11 protein-coding genes are annotated in these 18,225 nt (G+C 62.1%); 2 read left to right on the top strand and 9 right to left on the bottom strand.

Annotation, left to right across the window (positions count from 1 at the left end; all coding sequences use genetic code 11):
- The first annotated feature begins 45 nt into the window (after positions 1-45).
- Positions 46-1,137 carry a LacI family DNA-binding transcriptional regulator gene (locus tag RQH14_RS02785; protein WP_311211818.1) on the top strand — a complete coding sequence of 364 codons (1,092 nt, stop codon included), beginning with the start codon at positions 46-48 and terminating at the stop codon, positions 1,135-1,137.
- 99 nt (positions 1,138-1,236) lie between these two features.
- Positions 1,237-2,367 carry a LacI family DNA-binding transcriptional regulator gene (locus tag RQH14_RS02780; protein ID WP_311212091.1) on the top strand — a complete coding sequence of 377 codons (1,131 nt, stop codon included), beginning with the start codon at positions 1,237-1,239 and terminating at the stop codon, positions 2,365-2,367.
- Positions 2,368-2,398: 31 nt separating this feature from the next.
- Here RQH14_RS02780 and RQH14_RS02775 read toward each other — a convergent pair whose 3' ends face one another.
- From RQH14_RS02775 to RQH14_RS02735, 9 genes are all read right to left on the bottom strand, one after another.
- Positions 2,399-3,301 (bottom strand): carbohydrate ABC transporter permease, encoded by a 903-nt coding sequence (locus RQH14_RS02775; RefSeq protein ID WP_311211817.1) that lies wholly within the window; start codon positions 3,299-3,301, stop codon positions 2,399-2,401.
- Entirely contained in the window at positions 3,298-4,308 is a 1,011-nt protein-coding gene (locus RQH14_RS02770; protein ID WP_311211816.1) for a sugar ABC transporter permease, read from the bottom strand. Before RQH14_RS02770 ends, RQH14_RS02775 begins: the two co-directional genes overlap by 4 nt.
- A gap of 116 nt (positions 4,309-4,424) precedes the next feature.
- Positions 4,425-5,741, bottom strand: a complete 1,317-nt coding sequence (locus tag RQH14_RS02765) for an extracellular solute-binding protein (protein ID WP_311211815.1) — start codon at positions 5,739-5,741, stop codon at positions 4,425-4,427.
- 234 nt (positions 5,742-5,975) lie between these two features.
- Positions 5,976-7,049, bottom strand: a complete 1,074-nt coding sequence (locus RQH14_RS02760; protein ID WP_311211814.1) for a hypothetical protein — start codon at positions 7,047-7,049, stop codon at positions 5,976-5,978.
- A 24-nt stretch (positions 7,050-7,073) separates the two neighbouring features.
- Positions 7,074-7,697: a hypothetical protein gene (locus RQH14_RS02755; RefSeq protein WP_311211813.1), complete on the bottom strand. Its 624-nt coding sequence runs from the start codon at positions 7,695-7,697 to the stop codon at positions 7,074-7,076.
- Positions 7,698-7,794: 97 nt separating this feature from the next.
- Positions 7,795-12,090: a family 43 glycosylhydrolase gene (locus tag RQH14_RS02750; protein ID WP_311211812.1), complete on the bottom strand. Its 4,296-nt coding sequence runs from the start codon at positions 12,088-12,090 to the stop codon at positions 7,795-7,797.
- Between the two features lie 186 nt (positions 12,091-12,276).
- Positions 12,277-14,211, bottom strand: coding sequence for a DUF5107 domain-containing protein (locus RQH14_RS02745; RefSeq protein WP_311211811.1), 1,935 nt, complete (start codon positions 14,209-14,211; stop codon positions 12,277-12,279).
- A gap of 1 nt (position 14,212) precedes the next feature.
- Positions 14,213-17,287, bottom strand: coding sequence for a glycoside hydrolase domain-containing protein (locus RQH14_RS02740; RefSeq protein WP_311211810.1), 3,075 nt, complete (start codon positions 17,285-17,287; stop codon positions 14,213-14,215).
- A 143-nt stretch (positions 17,288-17,430) separates the two neighbouring features.
- Positions 17,431-18,195, bottom strand: a complete 765-nt coding sequence (locus RQH14_RS02735) for a copper homeostasis protein CutC (RefSeq protein WP_311211809.1) — start codon at positions 18,193-18,195, stop codon at positions 17,431-17,433.
- Between the last annotated feature and the right edge of the window lie 30 nt (positions 18,196-18,225).

Genomic DNA, 18,225 nt, shown 5'->3' with positions numbered 1-18,225 from the left:
GCTATGTTTACGCAAACATTCTTGAAAGAAGATTAGCATGTTTAGGTGAACATACAAGAGGATGCCGCAGAGAGCGTTAGCCCGGCCAGCACGTCGCACGACAGCGATTCACCCTCGGTCAAGAGTGCCCGAGCCGCCCGCGGCCCCTCAATCGGCGACGTTGCACGAGCCGCCGGGGTCTCCGCTCAGACCGTCTCCCGCGTATCCAACGGCCTGACGAATGTTGAAGAAAAGACCAAGCAGCGGGTGCTGGATGCCATGAAACAACTGGGCTATCGGCCCAATAGGGCTGCGCGCGCCCTCAAGAGCGGTCAGTTCAAATCCATTGGCGTCATCATGTTTAACCTCTCGACCTACGGCAACAGACGCACCTTGGATGCAATCGCCACTGCCGCGTCACAGGCAGGTTACTCGGTGAACCTCATACCCCTCCACGATCCCACCACGGGTACCGTGACAGGCGCCTACAACCGGCTGAAGGAACAAGATGTGGACGGGGTGGTCATCATCTTCGAAGCGCACCTGTTTGATCGTGCGGACATTACGTTGCCCGAGGACCTCCCTGCTGTGGTCATCGACTCAAGCCCCGGTTACGGCTATCCCATGGTGGATACAGACCAAGCCGAAGGTGCCCGCTTTGCTACCAAGCACCTCCTCGATCTAGGCCACCAGCAGGTTTGGCACATAGGGGGCCCGGTGTCCTCCTTTTCAGCCAGGCACCGGGAAGAGTCCTGGAGAAGGACGCTGGACGAGGCAGGCATCGAAGCACCCGCTGTCCTTCATGGAGATTGGTCCACCGAATCCGGATATCAGGTCGGGATGGAGCTCGGCCGTAATCGGGAAGTCACCGCAATCTTCGCCGCGAACGATCAGATGGCGCTCGGGGCAATGCGAGCCCTTCATGAACTTGGACGCCTCATCCCGGAGGATGTCAGCGTTGTGGGATTTGACGACCTCGAGGAATCCACCTCCTTCTGGCCTCCACTGACCACCGTCCGTCAAGACTTCCTCGCAGTTGGCCGGCTGAGCATTGAAAAGCTGCTTCAGCAGATCGCCGGAAACAACCCGGCAAGCGTCGTCACCACGGTGCCGACCCGCCTCATGGTGCGCAAAAGCACGGCCGCGCCGGCTCTCTAACCCGCTGCTCCGGCAGCCACCAGTTTGTGGGGTATTCCCGGGCCCGGGATGTTACTCACGCAAAGATTCAACGAATGCACGTAGCCTGTTGAGGTGAACATGGATCAGGAGAACGCAAACACCAAAACTCCGGCGGTCCCACCCGGGGAGTCCGTGAAACCAGCGGCCCGAAAGCGCGCCACCAGGGGTCCGTCCATTGGGGACGTGGCCAAGGCCGCGGGAGTCTCGGCACAAACCGTGTCGCGCGTTTCCAACGGACTCACCAATGTCGAAGAGACCACCAAGAACCGGGTTCTCGACGCGATGAAGCAGCTCGGCTACCGGCCCAACCGGGCAGCGCGTGCGCTCAAAAGCGGTCAGTTCAAGTCCATCGGCGTCATCATGTTCACCCTCTCCAGCTTCGGCAACATGCGCACCCTGGATGCCATCGCAACGGCTGCCTCACGTGCTGGCTATTCAGTGACGCTCATCCCTGTGCAGGACCCCACCACAGGAACGGTATCCGGGGCCTACCAAAGGCTGCGGGAACAGCAGGTCGACGGTGTGGTGGTCATCTTCGAGGCCCACCTGCTGGATGACGCTGACATCGAGCTACCCGAGGATCTCCCGGCAGTGGTGATCGATTCCAACGCCGGTTTTGGCTATCCGATGGTCGATACCGACCAGGCTCAAGGTGCAAGATTCGCTACCCAGCACCTTCTGGACCTTGGCCACCAACAGGTGTGGCATATCGGTGGGCCCACCACGTCTTTCTCGGCGACGCACCGGGAAGAGTCGTGGCAGCGGACATTGGAAGAAGCCGGGGTTGAGGCCCCTCCGGTCCTCCATGGCGACTGGTCCACAGAATCCGGCTACCAAATCGGCCTGGAGCTCGCGGGCAACCCGGATGTCACGGCCATTTTTGCCGCCAACGACCAAATGGCCCTGGGAGCAATGCGTGCCCTGCATGAACAGGGTCGCCGCATTCCGGAAGATGTCAGCATTGTTGGATTCGACGACCTGGACGAGTCCACGTCCTTCTGGCCGCCTTTGACGACCATCCACCAGGATTTCTACGCCGTGGGTCGCCTGAGTATCGAGAACCTGCTTCAGCAGATCGCCGGCACCGGGTCGGTGGATGACTTCACCACCGTGCCTACCAGCATGGTAGTGCGCAAGAGCACCGCCGCTCCCGCAGTCAGTGCGCGTCCGGCGGCCCGGAAAAAGCGCGTAGCTGCGGACAAGGGCTGACCCTCCTCCGCAGCTACGACGTTCAGGACTGCTACCCCTTGCTTGCGCCCAAGGTAAGCCCTGCCACGAACTGTCGTTGCAGGACCAGATAGATGATCATGGTGGGAATCAAGGTGATCATGGCACCGGCCGCGATCAGGTTGTAGTTGCTCAGGAACTGCCCCTGAAGGTTGTTGATGGCGGTGGTGATCGGGAGCCTGTCACCGCTCTGGATGAACAGCAACGGCCAGAAGAAGTCGTTGTAGATGAAGATGACTTGAAGTGTGCCCAAAGCTGCGAGTGCCGGACGGCAGAGCGGCATGATGATGTTCCAGTACTGCCTCCAGATACCAGCGCCATCCACCAAAGCAGCTTCCGTCAGGTCTTGAGGCAGGGCCTTCATGTAATTGGAGAGCACAAAGGTGCAAAAGCCGATCTGGAATGCAGTGTCCACGATAATGACGGCGATGTAGGTATTGAGCAGGTTGCCGGAGTCGCTGATGGAGTACGGCAAGGAAACGTGCTTGAACATCTCAAACAGCGGTGCTGCAAGGACCTGCGGTGGCAGGAGGTTTCCTGCAGTGAACATGATCAGCAGCGTGATGTTGAACTTCCAGTTCACCCGCGATACTGCAAAAGCCATCATGGATGCGAAGAGAAGCGTCAGCAAGACCGTGGGAACCGTGATCAGGACCGAGTTCAGGAAGTATTTCGAGAATCCTCCCTGGTTCCAAGCCTGAACGAAGTTTTCGAAGCCGAAGCTGCCCCCGAAGCTGAAGTAGCCGTATTTGTCGGTGTCAGCTTTGGGACGGAGCGCCGTATAGAGCGACCAGACCAGCGGTATCAGCCAGATGGCGGCCATAACGATGAGGAAGATGTGCGTGCCATAGTGGCGTTTGCCGGACTTGCCGGACCTGCCGGTCTGGACAGGAAGGGGGCGGGCGATGGTGCTCATGCCTCTTTCTCCTTGCCGAAGGTGCGGATGAGGTAGAAGACAATCGGCACCAGGGAGATCACCAGCAGCACGACGGCCAGGGCCGAACCGACGCCGATCACCTGTCCTTCACCGATGAGATTTTGGATCACCAAGGCGCTGAGCAGTTCAAGCCCATTGGTGCCGCGGTTGATGACGTAGACAATGTCAAAGGCGCGGAGGGACTCAATGATGGTGATGACCACGATCACGATGTTGACCGGGCGCATGGCGGGGAAGACTACTCTGAAGAAGGTCTGAACCGAATTGGCTCCGTCAATCGACGCTGCTTCCCTGAGGGCGGGGTCCACACCCTTCAAGCCTGCCAAGTAGAGGATCATGACGTAGCCTGCGTGGCGCCACGTAGCTGCGATCATGGCGGCCCAGATGTTGACGTTCGAGTCACCGAACCAGTCCACGGCCTGGGGCGTGCCGGCCGTACCGAGCAGGAAGTTCAGCAGACCGCTGTCGCGGTTGTAGAAGAGCTGCCAGATAATACCGATCAATGCCAGTGAGAGCATGACGGGCGTGAAGAAGATACTCTGGTAGATCTTGCTTCCCCGGATCTTTTGGTCCAGGAGCACAGCGAGCAGAAGGCCCAGCGGCGTTGCAATCAGGGCCAGGAAAGCCAGCCACAGTACGTTGTGCTGCATGGCCGGCCAGAACGGTGGGTAATTCTGGCTGATGAACTCATAGTTTTCCGTCCCGGCAGACTTGATGTCGGCCAAGTCCAGCCCGTTCCATCGGGTGAAGCTCAGACCAATAGAGGCCAGGGTGGGCAACCAAACGAACAGCAGCTGAATGAGCGTTGGAAGGCCCACCATGATGCCAAGGACGATTTTGTCCCTGCGACTCAGGCGGCGAACCTTCCTGGACTTCTTGCGCGTTCTTCCGGCTGTTGCCGGCGAGGCGTGTGCTGCCCCGCGTTGGGCGCCGCCTGCAGGGGGCCCACTGTTCGGGGAGGCCGGTTTTTCGGCTGTGGTACTCATGGGAATTCCTTTGGTATTCGTCGCACAGGGGCCGGCCGCGGTGTGACCCGCGCCCGACCCTTGCTCGGGAAGCCTGGCCGGTTGACCAGCAACCGTATGGCCAAGGCAGTCCTGCGCTATTGGGCCGCGTAGAGCGACTTTGCCTGCGCTTCCAGGTTCTTCACGTCGACGCTTCCATCCTTAATGAAGGACTGAAGAGCCGGAATCATGACGTTGTTGGCCATGGCCGGCAACGCATCGCGGTCCAGGAACTGGCTGATGTACTTCGCGTTCGCGATGGTGTCCGCACACTTCTTGTTCAGGGCAGAGTACTTGGAGGTGTCAGCGCCCTTGGCCGTCGCGATGTTGGAAGTATCTACGGCCGCGTAAGCGTCCTGGCCCTCCGGGGTTCCCATGAAGGCAAGGTAGTCGCGGGCAGCCTGGTTCTCTCCACCCTTCTTCGACAGCAGCAGGCCATCGATCGGAGCTTCAACAGCGTCAGTTCCCTCCATGGCGATCTCCGGGAACGGGAAGAAGTCGATGTCCGCCAGTACTGCGGGATCCGTGAACTGCTGTGTCACGAATGAGCCCAGGAGATACATGCCGGTCTTCTTGGCCTCAAGGGCTTTGGCTGCGTCCTGCCAGGTCTGCCCCAGTGCTGCGGGGTCCTGGAACGGCAGGAGTGCTTTCCAGGTATCGAAGACGTCGCTGACCTTCTTCTGGTCCCAGCTCTCCTTGTGCGCAGTAAGGTCTACGTGGAACTGGTACCCGTTGAGCCGCATGTTGATGTAGTCGAAGGTGCCCATGGCCGGCCAGCCGTCCTTGTCGGCGAAGCCGATCGGAATGATGCCATCGGCCTTCATCTTGGCAGCCAGGGTTGTCAGCTCGTCGAAAGTGGCCGGAACTGCGTAGCCCTTTTCGGCCCAAAAGCTCTTCCGGTAGAAGAAACCCCACGGGTAGTTGTAGTTGGGAACCAAGTACATTTTTCCGTCAGGACCGGTGGAAGCCTTCTTGATGGCGTCGGAGAAATTGCCACCGATCTTCTCCCAGACGTCATCGACAGGAGCCAGGAGGCCCTTCTCTGCGTAGTACTGCATGCGGTAACCGGCGAACCAGGTGAAGGACTCATCCGGGCTGCCCTGCAGGTAGGAGTTGATCTTGTTCTGGAAGTCGTTGTGGGGAACCACATTGGTCACTACGTCGAAGCCCGACTTCTTGGTGAAGGCGTCCGTTACCGCCTTGTAGGCAGCGCGGGGAACTTCGTCCGATGAACCAGAGCCGAAGGTGAGGCTTTTTGATGAAGCACCAGGGGCAGGACCTGAACCACCCGTGCATGCTGACAGCAAGGGGATGCCGGAGGCGGCGACGGCGCCGATTCCGAGTGTTTTGAGGAAGGTTCGCCGTCCTGGACCGGCGCCTTCCGCCGCCTGGAACGGGCCAAGATTTACAGCCATGATTACTCCTTTGGATCGTGGTTCTTCGTGAGGCTGTCCAACATCCGCATGCGCACTGTGAGATAGCTCAAGTGTGGGCCTGTGAAAGCAGAATATCGCCGGTTCTCAACAACATTTTTGTGAATGTTCACGTAAACATTGAGTTGCAAGAAGTTTACGTAAACATGAGGAGTTTGACAAGGGTATTTTGCTGCATTCCGGCACTTTTTCGGGAGCACGGCAAGCACCCGGATATCAGTGCGTTTCCATTTCCCGGCGCCCGGCCTCGCGGGCCTCTTCGACCAGCCGGGCCAGCTCCTTCTTCCGCCGCTTGCGCCCCCGGAAAAGGCCCGCAAACAGAAGCAACAATGCAACGAGGATGGCGAGCTGCGGCCAGGGAACCGCCCATAGCGTCACGCTTTCCTGCACGGGTTCCAGCGATTGGGTGGCCCCGTCAGGGGCAATCACCCCTTGCGAAACCGTCACCGGCAAAGTCATGATGCCCAGCGGCCACACGTGAGGTACGTGGATACTGACGGTTCGACGGTCCCCGGGCAGCAATTCGAGAGTTCTGGCTTCTTCGGTCCCGGCAGCCGGCCACCGGGCGTCATTGACCATGGTGGAGGGATCCACCGACAGGCGGACGTTGCCCGTATTCTCCAGGTCAACGGTAAGGTCAGCGGATCCTGGTTCCAGGGGATTCCACGACGTATCGTAGCTCGCGGTTGCCTTCATGCTGAGCGCAGGTTTGACCTCTCCTTTCACCCGGGTCATGACACGGAACCCAACGCGGCTTTCCACGCCCAGTTGCGTCCCGTCCGAGCCGCCCTGTGAATAGATCGAGGCAGCTATCCCCACTGCATGATCGCCTGGTGTCGCGTTGTCCGGGACCGTCACCTTGAACGGCACGACGGCGGTACCTCCCGCCGCTACGGTGACCGTCTTGTCCACTGAGATCCATGTCCCTGCAGCAACCGACTGTTTGTCACCAGGGAGCATATTGAAACGCCCGGTAGGAGTGAAATACCCATCGGCCGCAGTGAGGGAGAACGTGACTTCCCTGCCGCTGAGGTTTCTGACTGCCAAATGTTCATCCACGCTCACCCCGGAATCGAGTTCCAGTTCCACCCACGAGCGACCGTCGGGGCCCGCCGTGTCTGCGGGAGTCACGGCCCACGTGACGGGACTCTCCGTGGCATCAGCGGTGGTAGCAAAGCCGGCCTGCGCAAAAGCGACGCTGGCAAAGATCATTGACGCCATAAGGTACACGGCAACAACAACTCGGCGTAGGGGACCAAAGCCTGCCTGCCCGAGCAAGGGAAGCCTCATGGGATGAAGATACCTCCGGCGCATCTATTCGAACAGGGACAGTGTGAGCTTGGCGGTGTAGTTGCCGGAGGCTACGGTTGCGGGGGTCTTCATAAAGAGGTCCGCGTTGGCTGTCCACTGCCCTTCCGAAGCAATCGCTCCTGAGTCCAGGGCCAGCGCGAGTAGTTCCTGGTCCACCAGGCCTGCGGCGTTGGCACCGGAATCCATTGAGGTGTTCACTTGGTCGCCTTCGGCTACCTGACCGGACGCGCCGCCGTCGATGACCCTCGGCGCCCATCCAAGATGGGAGGCGTTGATGGCCGGTTGTCCTGCGCTACCGACGAAATCACTGGACGTGCCCAGCACGTACCAGCCTGCGCCGGCAGGGATCTCGTCCGGGGACCGGGTATCGGTCACCGTCACGGTAGGCAGCGTGCCCTTGAACTGCCGCACCGTGGGTGTGGAGCCGTCTTCGGTCAGTGCGGTGGAGGTGCCTGCCACGCTCATGGCCAGGACACCGCCGTCGACGATTTCGGTAATGCCGACGTTGACATCGACGTCTTGGTCGCCGTGGTTTTGGTCAGCCATCGCCATGCCGGCGACCCCCAACAACAACGCCGTTGCGGTTGTGATGGCGGCACAGCGGGCCGCGTACTTATGTCGGTTCACTTCTTGGTTCCTTACTCAAGGACCGGCAATCAGGCCGGCGAGGATGAGGGACGAGGAAGCTGGTGACCCGCCGTTCAGGCGGGCCACCAGCGTCAGGTTAGTTGCACGATGCTGCGTTGTAGGCAGCGTTCGCTGCCACTGTCACGGGTTGGCCGTTCACTGTGGCCTTGGCTTCGACGGCCACGGTTCCTGCCGGTACCGAAGCGGCGCGGGTGGTGAAGGCGTGGACCGCGTTCTTGCCCGGCTTGACCTCAGCGAAGGTCTTGGCTCCGTAGGCCGAGGTGAAGGTGGCCTGAACCGACTTGGTGTCGTGGTTCGTCAGCTGCGCGGTCACGGTGACCTTACCGGCAACACACTTGGTGCTGGCCACTGCGGTGACGTTCAGCTGTGGTGCGGTCTCGGTGAGCACCGGGTTGGCAATCATCAGCCAGCTCAACTGAACATCCGGGCCCCGGGTGGGGGTCAGCGAGAAGGTCAGTTTCCCGTCCGTGCCGACCGTGACGTTCTGGTAGGCAGCGGACTGGTACTCGCCGCTGTAGTCGTGATCAGCCTCAACAACAGCACCGTTGACCGTGACCTTCGCTCCGCGGTCATCCCACTGGGCCCACGGATCGTAGTACCCGGCGTAAACCGTGTAAGTTCCCGGAGCCAGATTGTTGAACTTGTAACTCAGGTCACGGCCAGCGGCTGCGTAGCGGAGGGTGGTGAAGATGTTGCCATCCGCGGTTCCGGAAACTCCGCTGCCCTCGCTCTCATAACCCCAGGTCTTCCCAGTGACGGGGTCGGCCCCGAACGGCTGGTCTGCCGCACTATTCAGGACAGGACCGTCCTGGGCTGCCGCTGCCATCAAGGCGGTCCAGTCAGCGGTTTGCTGCCCACCGGCGTTCACTGCGTACTGGACACCGTCCGGGACCACCGGGATGGTCCGGGTGAACGTCCGGTTACCGAAACCGGGCAGCGTACCCGTGGCAGTAATGACGCCCACAGTGTTTGTGCTGCCACTGACCTGCCAGGTCACCGGTTGGGTGGAGCTCTGCCCGTTCTGAGTGACCGTCACAGAGTTGGCTCTGAAGGTCGAGCCCACGGCCAAGCTGGCCGGAACACCAGTGACGTTCCAAGCAGCGTTCGCGTCGAGGTCCTCAAGTTTCCACTCGGACGGGGACTTCACGGCCAGGGTCTTGCCGCCCTCACCCATCTGGATGGGCAACCACACCATGGGCGCGGTGGCCAGAGCCTGGTCCGATCCGCCGTTCCATCGGTCACCCATGTAGATGAACTTGCCATTGGCGGGATCAACGGGGATCACCGACGTGGGCTGGGAGTTGTTGGAGTTCCAGGAAACATCGCTGCTGAACGGATCTCCCATGTCAGTCCACTCCCCCAGGATGCTGGTGGCTGTGCCGTACCGGGACGGGTTCGGCGACCAGCCAGTGGTTCCCGAAGAGATGATGAAGTAGCGGCCCTGGTATTTCATGATGGCCGGTGATTCACGGGACTGGTTGACGAAGGCCCGCCGGAAGTCGACGCCCTCCACCGCGGTATCCGGCGAAGCGGACAGGTAGGTGTAGTCAGCGTTGAGCTTGGAGATGAACATGGTGGCGTTCTCTTCGCTGGAGTAGATGATGTAGCCGTTGCCATCGTCATCCACAAAGAGGTTCATGTCCCTGGCCATGCCCGGGTTGTTCGGAGCCTTGTTGGTGGGATCGCCGGCCGTGGCTTTGTGGAGGCGGTAGCTGTCGATGTAGCGGAACGGCCCGAAGGGCGAATCGGAGATCGCTACGCCTGCGTTGGCCTTGGCGTACTGAGCGGTTGACCACGACGACGGTCCGTCAGCGTGGACCCACATGACCCACTTGTTGGTGGCTGCGTTGTAGATGACCTTGGGCCGCTCAAGGATCGGCGGGGTCTGGCCATTCACAGGGACAGTTCCGAGGTCGCGGTAGACCGCGTTCTTCTGTTCGGTGGTGTAGCCCGAGTACAGGTTCTGGAAGTAAGGGTCCGTGTCGATCTGCTCGCGCGAGGACAACGTCTTCAGCGCAACTCCCTCGTCCTTCCAGTTGTATAGATCATAGGAGCTGTAACCATGCACACCCGGTGCTGAGTGGTAGCCGTTGGTCCGGTCCTCCCCGTAAAGGTAGTAAATGGTCTTGCCCTCGGAATCCTTGGACGTCACCACCTGACCACCATGGGCCTGGATCAGGTTGCCGTTGTTGTCCCGCCAGTCCTGGCCGGGCCGGAAGCTGTTGTAGCCCGTGCCCTCGCTGGCATTCCGGAGGGTGAAGGCCTGGTTTGCCCCACCGTTGGAGGTCCAAAGCCCGATCCAAGCACCTTCATGCGTGGACTGGTTCGAGACGTCCAGGACCTGGTGAACGCCAGCATTCAGGAGGCTGAACGAGGTACCGTCCGTGGTGCTGAACAGCCACTGCGCCGAGCTATCCGTGCGGGCTTCTTCGTCGGTGATGGTGCGCAGCGTGGTGCCATTGGCGTCTGCGGCCAAAGCACGGCCATCGGCGAGCCTCAGGACAAAACGGTCACGGGTGGTGCCGTCTTCATCAGCGATGAGGGCTGCCTTCCACACTTGGTTCCCGCCAGCCACCGAATCAGAGAGCACCGTCTTGGGAGATCCGTCCGAAGCCGTAACTGCGCGGCCACTCTGAACTCCGACGAAGCTGTAGGACTGTCCATCCTGTACCGCCGGCGCATCGGCTGCGACACCGGATGCCCCGTTCACCACGAAGGTGGTGACGGACTTGGCGGGAACAGTCAGCGTCGCCGAGCGCGTTCCGGCGTCGACTGCCACGGCGGCGCCACTGACAAGTGCGTTGGCCGTCGGGTCGCCGGACGGAGACTGGGTGGTAACCACCGGGGTAACCGTGGCACCGGCAGCGATCGTTGCGAACTTGGACAAGTCCACCTTGACGGTCTTGGCCTGATCGGAATCGTTGGTGTGCACCATGGACAGGCCAGAACCATCGGCCTTCAACGCAGATGTCGTCTTGCCGTCGCTGGTGGGAATGATCCGGTCACCCGGTGCGATGTAGTGGGTGAAGTTGCGGATGGTGTTGTACTTCGAGTTCACTGCGGTGCGGCACGAAGGATCAGCGGCGCCTGCAGCCAAACGCCGCACGGAGTCGCCATCGGCGTTGCAGTCGAAGTCGATGAAGACGGATCCCCAGTTCTTCTTCTCGCCGAGTTCCATGTTGTAGAGGTCTTCGACCGGCTGCCACAGCACCCAGGACTCAGGATCGAGCTCGCGGAGGTCGTCGGTGATGCGCGTGGCCATACCCAACCCGTTTTCGATGCTGTCCGGATTCCAGGAGTCACCGCCCCAGTTGCCTTCGACTTCACTCATGGACAACGGCTTGTCTGTTGCTTTGGCGATGTCGCGAACCGCGAGACGGTCGCCGGTGGAGTAGGTGTGGACGTTCAGCTGACTGACGGCCTCTTTGGTTTCCGGAGTCCAGCCGTTCCAGTCTTCCAGGAAACGGCTCGGCGACGTCTCATCCGGACCGGAGACCTTGGCCTCCGTGGTGGTGCCGGGCTCGGCGAGCTCGGCAGCCATGGCGGTCAGCACCTGGGACTGCAGGGCCGGGCCGGCATGGGCGCCTTCCTGGCCTCCTCCATTTGGCAGACCGTTTCCACCGAAGGTGGTCTTCCAGTAGTTCGTGTTGGGCTCGTTGAGGGGGTTGATCGTGTCGAAGCTGATGCCTTCGGTTTCTTCGACGTGCTCAGCCACCTTTTTGACGTAGTTGACGAACTTACCGATAGCCGCGGGCTTGATCTGGTCGGCGTTGGGGTCTGTGCCGCCACTGACGTAGCCGCTTTCGGTCATGAAGTAGGGCGGCGAATTGCTGAAGGCCTCCCAGGTTGTGACTTTGTCCTTGATGGCCGCGATCCAGGCTCGCTGGGAAGCATCGGCGTCGAGGTTGTAGTCCGAGGCGTTATCGCCGGTCCATGCAGCCAGGAAACGGTCCCGATCAGCGTAGTTGGTGGTGATGGGGCCGTTCTGGTCGGAGAGGCCGGCATTCGGGTTCCACCAGCCGGGAACTGCCCCACCGGGACGAAGGTAGTCGGGAATGTCTGTGGCGTTGCCGCCGCCCACGTTGTAGCGAGCGATGTTGAGGTTCAGGCCGTCGTCGCCGAAGACCTTGTCAATCAGATCGCTCCGGATGGCTTCCGGGTACTGGCCCGTGGCGTTGGCCATCCAGACGAGGCTGGTGCCCCACCCTTTGAAGGACGGCCCGGCTTGGGCCGGGTTGGGGGTGAGGACAAGCGGTTCCTCCGCAGCTGATGCCGCTGAGGGTAGTAGGGGAAGTGCTGCTAAAGCGAGGGTAGATGCGGCGATTGCCGCTGCGATGCGATGACGCGACGATGCGTTCGTACTCGACAACATTGTCTTAAATCCAATCCGTTCATGTTTACGTGAACATAGAAGAGGTTTACGTAAACATACAGTGACCCACGTCACCCGTCAAGGGTTGATTTTTGGTGGGCGCCCAAGCCCCGCCAACCGGCTCCCCGGGATAGCGCATTCCCGTAGAAACGCGCTATCCCCGGGGCTTTTTATCCTTCGAAGGGACTAATGCATCCCGAATTGGTACGCCTCCGGCACCGGCTCTCCGGGGCAGACTTCCTGCCACAGCACAGATATCGCGTCCTCGCCCTCACGGAGGTCCGGAACTTCCATGCCCTCACGCAGGATCGCTGCAGCCGCCCCGGGGTTCCCGGTCCTTGCCAGCGCCAGCGCCCTAAGGAACCGCAAGCGTCCGACGGCGGAACCCTCCCTTGGTACCGAGTCGTTCAGTTCCAGCGCCATCGCCGGGTCCCCGTGCCGGATGCTGAGGGTGACGGCTTCGGTGAGCGAGGCTGCGTTTGAAGGGTCGCTGTCTACGCCATTCCTGAGCTCGGCGAGCCCTTCCGCGTCCTGTCCGCCGGCGAGCAGCGCCAATCCGAGCCCGCGATGTGCGAGCGCCGTAGTCCCCGGCCTGGCGTTGGTGGCCAGTACCTCGCCGTAGGCAATCTTGGCGCCCTCCAGGTCCTGCCGGCCGTGCTTCATGGTGGCCAGATGCAGCTTCGCGTCAGGACTGTTCTGCCCTGCCAGCAACTCCTCCCAGTCCGCCCCGGCGACGAAGCTGGGCGCGCCGTCGAACACTTTTCCCTGCAGCAGCCCAAGCCAAGGCTCCTGCTCCCCGGTGACGCTCTCGTCCACGAACGGGGTTCCGCTCTCATCGATCCACGTCCTGCCTGTTTTCAGGCGGCGTGCACGCTCTACCACGCCCCAGCCGCTGCCGTGCAGCAGAATTGTCGACGGCGGGACGTCGGCGTCGGCGATGGCTGCGGGAAGCATCGCCTCGAGTTCTTCGTGCGGCAGAAGCCCTTCCAAGCGTTCGCCGGCGTGGGCCACCGCGGCGTCCCAATCATCACCGTGCGAGGTCTCCGGATCCAGATGCCCGTTCCCGTACGCCTCTACCCAAGCCCACTGGGCGCCGGCTGGCATCACCAGGTGTTCAAACTGCGTCTGCGCCAAACCCGCCTGGATCTCTGCATAGGGGCCGGCTCCGGGGCTTAACCACTCCTGCCACCGTTTCCCGCCCTGGCCTTGGCCCCACACGAAGAGCTTCTTTCCCCGCAGGAGGTCCGTGGACAGCATCGCCAGCCCGTCGCCGTCGTCGTCTGCGGCCACAACCCAACGCCGCTCGGAGGGGTCGATGTCGAAGAAGAAGTCGGCCGCGTGCGGGCTGTTGACCAGCCACGTGCCGTCATAGCCTTCGTGTTTGGTGGGCCGGACGCGGGTGATGTCCGTGGTGTAGTCGCTGCCGTAAGCTTCGTCCGCCGGGGCGATGACACGGGTGCGGGCTGTCTCCGGGATGGCTGCGTTGCTCCACCAATACATGGGGACGTCGTGGTCATTGGGGTTCCGCAGCCGGACGGCGGCGAACAGAACGGCTGAGTCTTCCGGCAACCACATGTCCACTTGGAACACCACTTCCCGCAGCCGTTCGAACTCCCACATGCGCAGGATGTGCTTACCGTCCGGGGTGTGCACGATCGCCGTATGCAGCGGATCGCAACTGGTGGGCGAATGGCCGCGGGTACCGATGTTCCATTCCAGTCCGCCCGCGAACCAGGCCTTGCGCAGCGCGATGTTGGCCAGCTGCGGCGCATCGTGGGTGTGGAGGAGTTGCTTGCCGGTCGCTTTGTCCAGCAACTCCCAGATGCGGCCACCCAGGGACGGGAGGACGGTCACCTTCAGTTTGCTGTTTTCCAGCACGACGGCGGGGACCTCCCGGGGTGCCGCCTCTCGGCTGTAGCCGTCCTGCATGAGATACGGATAGATGTTGGGCACCACACCGTAGCGTGCCGACGCTTGGAGTTCCTCCGACACGCCTTCGCCCACGGTGTAGGGCTGGTCGAGTTCGGCGGCGACCACGGGCAACGGGTTGAGCGGCCCGAGCTCGGCCATGGTCAGGGAAATGGTGGTGACGGTGAGGTTGGAGCTGGTGGTGGTGGCCACGTCAGTATCCGATCGTGAGGAGGAGGCCGCGCTGCGGATCAAGGGTGATGGGATCGCCGGGAGCGTAGCTCGCGGCGGTTTGGAAACCGGGGATTGCCGGGGCGTTCATGCGGCTGGTGGCGGCAGCGACGTCGTCGAATATCAACCTCACGTGCTCAGTGTGCTCGGCCCAGGAAGCCAGCGCCACCACCATTCCGCGTTCCGTGAGCCACATGGTGGCCAGGACGTCCGGATGGCTGGACCGCACGGGCGACTGCGGGTCCCAGAACCCCTGCATGGGGGCGTGCTCCAGCCCGGTTTCGGCCCAGAATTCCCAGAGCGGCCGGTTGTCGACGGCGGGTGCCCGGCCGGTCATGCCGAACACCATTCCCCGCCACGGATTGCCGCCGCCTTCCAGCATTTCGCCCATGAGCCCGAACGGAATGCCGGACAGTTCCACCAACCAATACTCGGGATCGGTGGTGTCGTAGTCGAAATACTCCCCAAGCCAGAGCCTGTCCACATAGGGCAGCTGCTCCATGTACAGATTGGCCGAGGACGCGTACCCGTCGTGCGCCGTGAACTGGTTGGCCGAGTGAAGGTCTATCTCCGGACCTTCGACGCCCCTGGCTTGGCAGGCCCTCTCCAGGACCTTGCGGACACGAAGCATCGCGTGGCGGTCATAGGCAATGTCGTCAAGATAGATGCCGTCGATCCCATCTTCGCCGCTGGCCAGCTCCTGCAAGCTGCGAACGTAGAAGTTCTCCCACCGGGACTCTCCCGTGGTCACCACAGCGATGTCCTCCACGTTGGGAGCGAACCAGGCGGACACGTAGCCGTTCCCGGCATGCTCCTGGAGCCAGATGTGTCCCTTGCCCGGGCCGTCGCTGAAGATCTCGTGGTCCAGCTGCAGCAGCGGCAGTAACTCCGGGCTGTGGAACGTGAGCTCGCGGACCGTGTTGTACACCTTGGCTGTCAGTCCGTGCCGGTGGCATTCGCCGATGTACTTCCTCAATGAGTCGCCGCTCAGCAGGGGGTCGTTGATATAGGGCGCCGGTGCCGTGGCGTGGTGGATGTTGACCACCGTGGCTCCGGCCGCTGAAATGTCTGCTGGGTCCGCTGGCTGGTGGAAGTAGCGTTTGGCCAAGTGCCGGCCGGGTTGGAGTGGTTTGAACGGTGTCAGGAGGAGACGGAAGTTGAAGTCCAGCGGCTCGTTCGCCGCGAGCGTCCGGGCGCCGCTGAAGGCATTCAGTGTCACTCTGCCCTCGCTGGTCCGGAGGGTGACCCCGCCGCGGACTCCGCTTACGCCGTCGGCCTCCCGGCGATTGGCCCAGGACACCGGTTCCACCAACGGCTTTTCCCTGTAGAAGTTGGTATTCAGGGGACGCTCGTAGCTGCCATCCCGCAGGGCAACCTGCATCCCCACGTTGACGCTCCCAAGCCACAGCGCGTCCTGGTTCTTCGCCGCTACGTCCCATGCCCAGTCCAAGGACTGCGGACGCCGTCCACCTGGAACTCCCATACCCATCGCCAGCGGAACCGCAGCCTCATGGAACTCAAGCTGCAGACCGACGTCGTTCACGTCCACAGTTTCCCCGGAACTGAGCTGCAGCGAGTACGTTACCGTTCCGTCGGCGTCGAGCACGCCGTTCAACTCCATAGCCAGGACGGCCTTGGCGTCCTTCAAACCCGTCCACGTGGACCGCCACGAGATCCGGGCCGGGCCTTCCACCGTGAAAGTAAGCGGCGAATAGCTCCAGTGAATATCGTCGATGTCCAGACGCATCGGGCCGCTGAAGAGCTCGACGGCGGGACCGTCCGTTGCGGTCACGGCGGCGGTGAAGGTGGACGTCACCTGCGCAGGCAGCCCCGACTCCGCCAACCGCAGGGACCTGCCCAGAATCCCCAACGTCCTGCTGGACTGGTCCACGGTGATGGCCGTGAAGGGGCTGACGAGCTCCGCGTCCTGGGCCACCGGCGAATCCAGCCACGCCAAGCGGCGCAGGAAACGGGGATCGCCGAAGCTGCCCTCGGCAATCGCCGGGTCCGCGTCGCTTTCGGCGGCCACGTCCAGCCTGACCTCAACCTCTTGTGCAGCCTGGCCAATGGCAGTGACCCTGAGCAACGCTTCCAGAGTGGTTCCGGCTCTTTCCGGAGGTACTGGCAGTATTACGTACAGCGCCTGCACCCGCCCGGCCGGAACAGCCAGGCTTGTGCGCCACGGCTTCCCGAAACGGTCTACTCCATCAGTGTTAAGGCAATGTCCGCCGGCCGGCGAGATCACGTCGACTCTCACGCCGTGCAGATCCTCCAGGGCGTAGAGGCCCACCTGGACCACGTAGTCCTCCCCCGGTTCTGCACTCGCATGGAAGCTCCGCTGCGGTCCGTTGATGACCCAATGCGGCGGCAGATCCCGTTGCATGGAGACGGGATTCAGCCGGTCCTCGGGGAAGAGCAGGAAAGCCTCGCCCGTGTACCTGGTGTTGAGCCCCTCCACCTCGTCCGCACGGGCCGTGAAGTTCATCGGAGCGAACGAGTCGCGCTCGCTGGCGGCTTCATAGCGGAGGACGGTTGCCAGTGGTAGTTCATTGTCCGGACGTTCGGCCTCCGCCGCCTGCCACCACGGTGAAGGCACGACGCCGGCGGCCCACCCGGGCTCTGCTGATGGACGATGCGGGAGGTACTCCGCTTGGGGATAGTGGGGTTTCCCCAGCATGGCGTAGGGCAAGTAGTAGACGAAGTAGATCCCCGGGCCGTCGGTTGCTTCGAAAACGATGCTTCCGGACTCCCGGGTGGCCGTTTCCAGGATCACGTTCCGGACCCTGGAACCGTTCTTTTCCGAGACGACGATGACGTCCACCGCTCCCGGGTCCTGGTCCTGCCGACGCCACGGGAGGACCACTCTGTGGGCGTGGCCCACCGCTTCCGCTGCTTCCACGACTTCCACGACTTCCACGACGAATCGGTGGTTTCCGTAGAGCAGCTTGTCCCAGTTTCCAACGCCACATTCCACCTCCGGGTGGCCTGTTGTCTTGATATAGGGGGTGATGGTGGGCGGGGACATGACGGCCGGTGAAACCGGCGTGGGCAGCGGCATCGCTGGGACTCCTGAAGGTAGCTTCCGGGGCTTGTCACCGAGTTGGTGAATCCTTACATCATGCCGACCTTCAGGGGGGTCGTAAAAGATTATTGCGATGCGTACTTACTGGGATTTCTGCCCCAGGACAGTGGACGCCCGGGCTATTTTGCGGCGGCCAGGTTGAGCGCGTTCACCATCGCCTTTGCTGCACGCACCATTTCACGATCGGTGACGGTGTAGGCGGTGGGATCTGCGCCATCCTGCGCGCCAAGGGAGATGGCGCCGTCCCCGAGTGTGGACACGGTCTTCTTGGCCGACAAGTGAACGGCGGACAAGCCCGCGGCGTGCATCGCCGGGATGTCCTCAAGGGTCAGTCCCCCGCCGGCCATGATTTCCAGGGCATCCCCGGAACGTTCCGCCATGGCAGCCAAGGTCTTCAGACCCGCACCAGCGGTGGCTTCGTGTCCGGAGGTCAGGATCCTGGTGAAGCCCAGCTCCAGAAGCTGCTCCAGCGCGGCCAACGGTTCCTTGGACTGATCGATGGCCCGGTGAAAGGTCAACTGGGCTGCGGGGTTGGCCGCCTTGGCGGCCTCCACCAGACGCTGGATCGCGTGAACGTCCACGTCTCCGGACGGAGTCAGCGCTCCCACCACCACCCCGTGGGCGCCCTGCGCCAGAAGGTGGCGGATCTCGTGGACCATCGTGTCCACGTCCGAGGCTGAGTACCGGAAGTCGCCGGGCCTGGAGCGAATCAGCGGATGGATCTCCAGACGGCCGTCAACGTGCTCCATGCTGGCTTCCATGAGTCCCTGGCTGGGCGTGATGCCACCCAGCTCCAGGCTGCTGCACAGCTCCACGCGGTGGGCTCCCTCAGCGGCAGCGGTACCCGCACCGGCCGCGCTGACCACGGCAATTTCAAGTTTCATGCTGAAACTCTACGCGGAGTTTTTGTACAG

The sequence above is a fragment of the Arthrobacter sp. WCS2018Hpa-7 genome (assembly GCF_031843805.1).
Taxonomy (GTDB): Bacteria; Actinomycetota; Actinomycetes; order Actinomycetales; family Micrococcaceae; genus Arthrobacter.
This window is presented reverse-complemented; position numbering and strand designations above follow the sequence as displayed.

What these genes read in the sequence shown, in the direction of transcription:
- RQH14_RS02780 (WP_311212091.1), top strand. Translation starts at nt 1,237, where the DNA reads ATGGATCAGGAGAACGCAAACACCAAAACTCCGGCGGTCCCACCCGGG.
- RQH14_RS02775 (WP_311211817.1), bottom strand. Translation starts at nt 3,301, where the DNA reads ATGAGCACCATCGCCCGCCCCCTTCCTGTCCAGACCGGCAGGTCCGGC.
- RQH14_RS02770 (WP_311211816.1), bottom strand. Translation starts at nt 4,308, where the DNA reads ATGAGTACCACAGCCGAAAAACCGGCCTCCCCGAACAGTGGGCCCCCT.
- RQH14_RS02765 (WP_311211815.1), bottom strand. Translation starts at nt 5,741, where the DNA reads ATGGCTGTAAATCTTGGCCCGTTCCAGGCGGCGGAAGGCGCCGGTCCA.
- RQH14_RS02760 (WP_311211814.1), bottom strand. Translation starts at nt 7,049, where the DNA reads ATGAGGCTTCCCTTGCTCGGGCAGGCAGGCTTTGGTCCCCTACGCCGA.
- RQH14_RS02750 (WP_311211812.1), bottom strand. Translation starts at nt 12,090, where the DNA reads ATGTTGTCGAGTACGAACGCATCGTCGCGTCATCGCATCGCAGCGGCA.
- RQH14_RS02740 (WP_311211810.1), bottom strand. Translation starts at nt 17,287, where the DNA reads ATGCCGCTGCCCACGCCGGTTTCACCGGCCGTCATGTCCCCGCCCACC.
- RQH14_RS02735 (WP_311211809.1), bottom strand. Translation starts at nt 18,195, where the DNA reads ATGAAACTTGAAATTGCCGTGGTCAGCGCGGCCGGTGCGGGTACCGCT.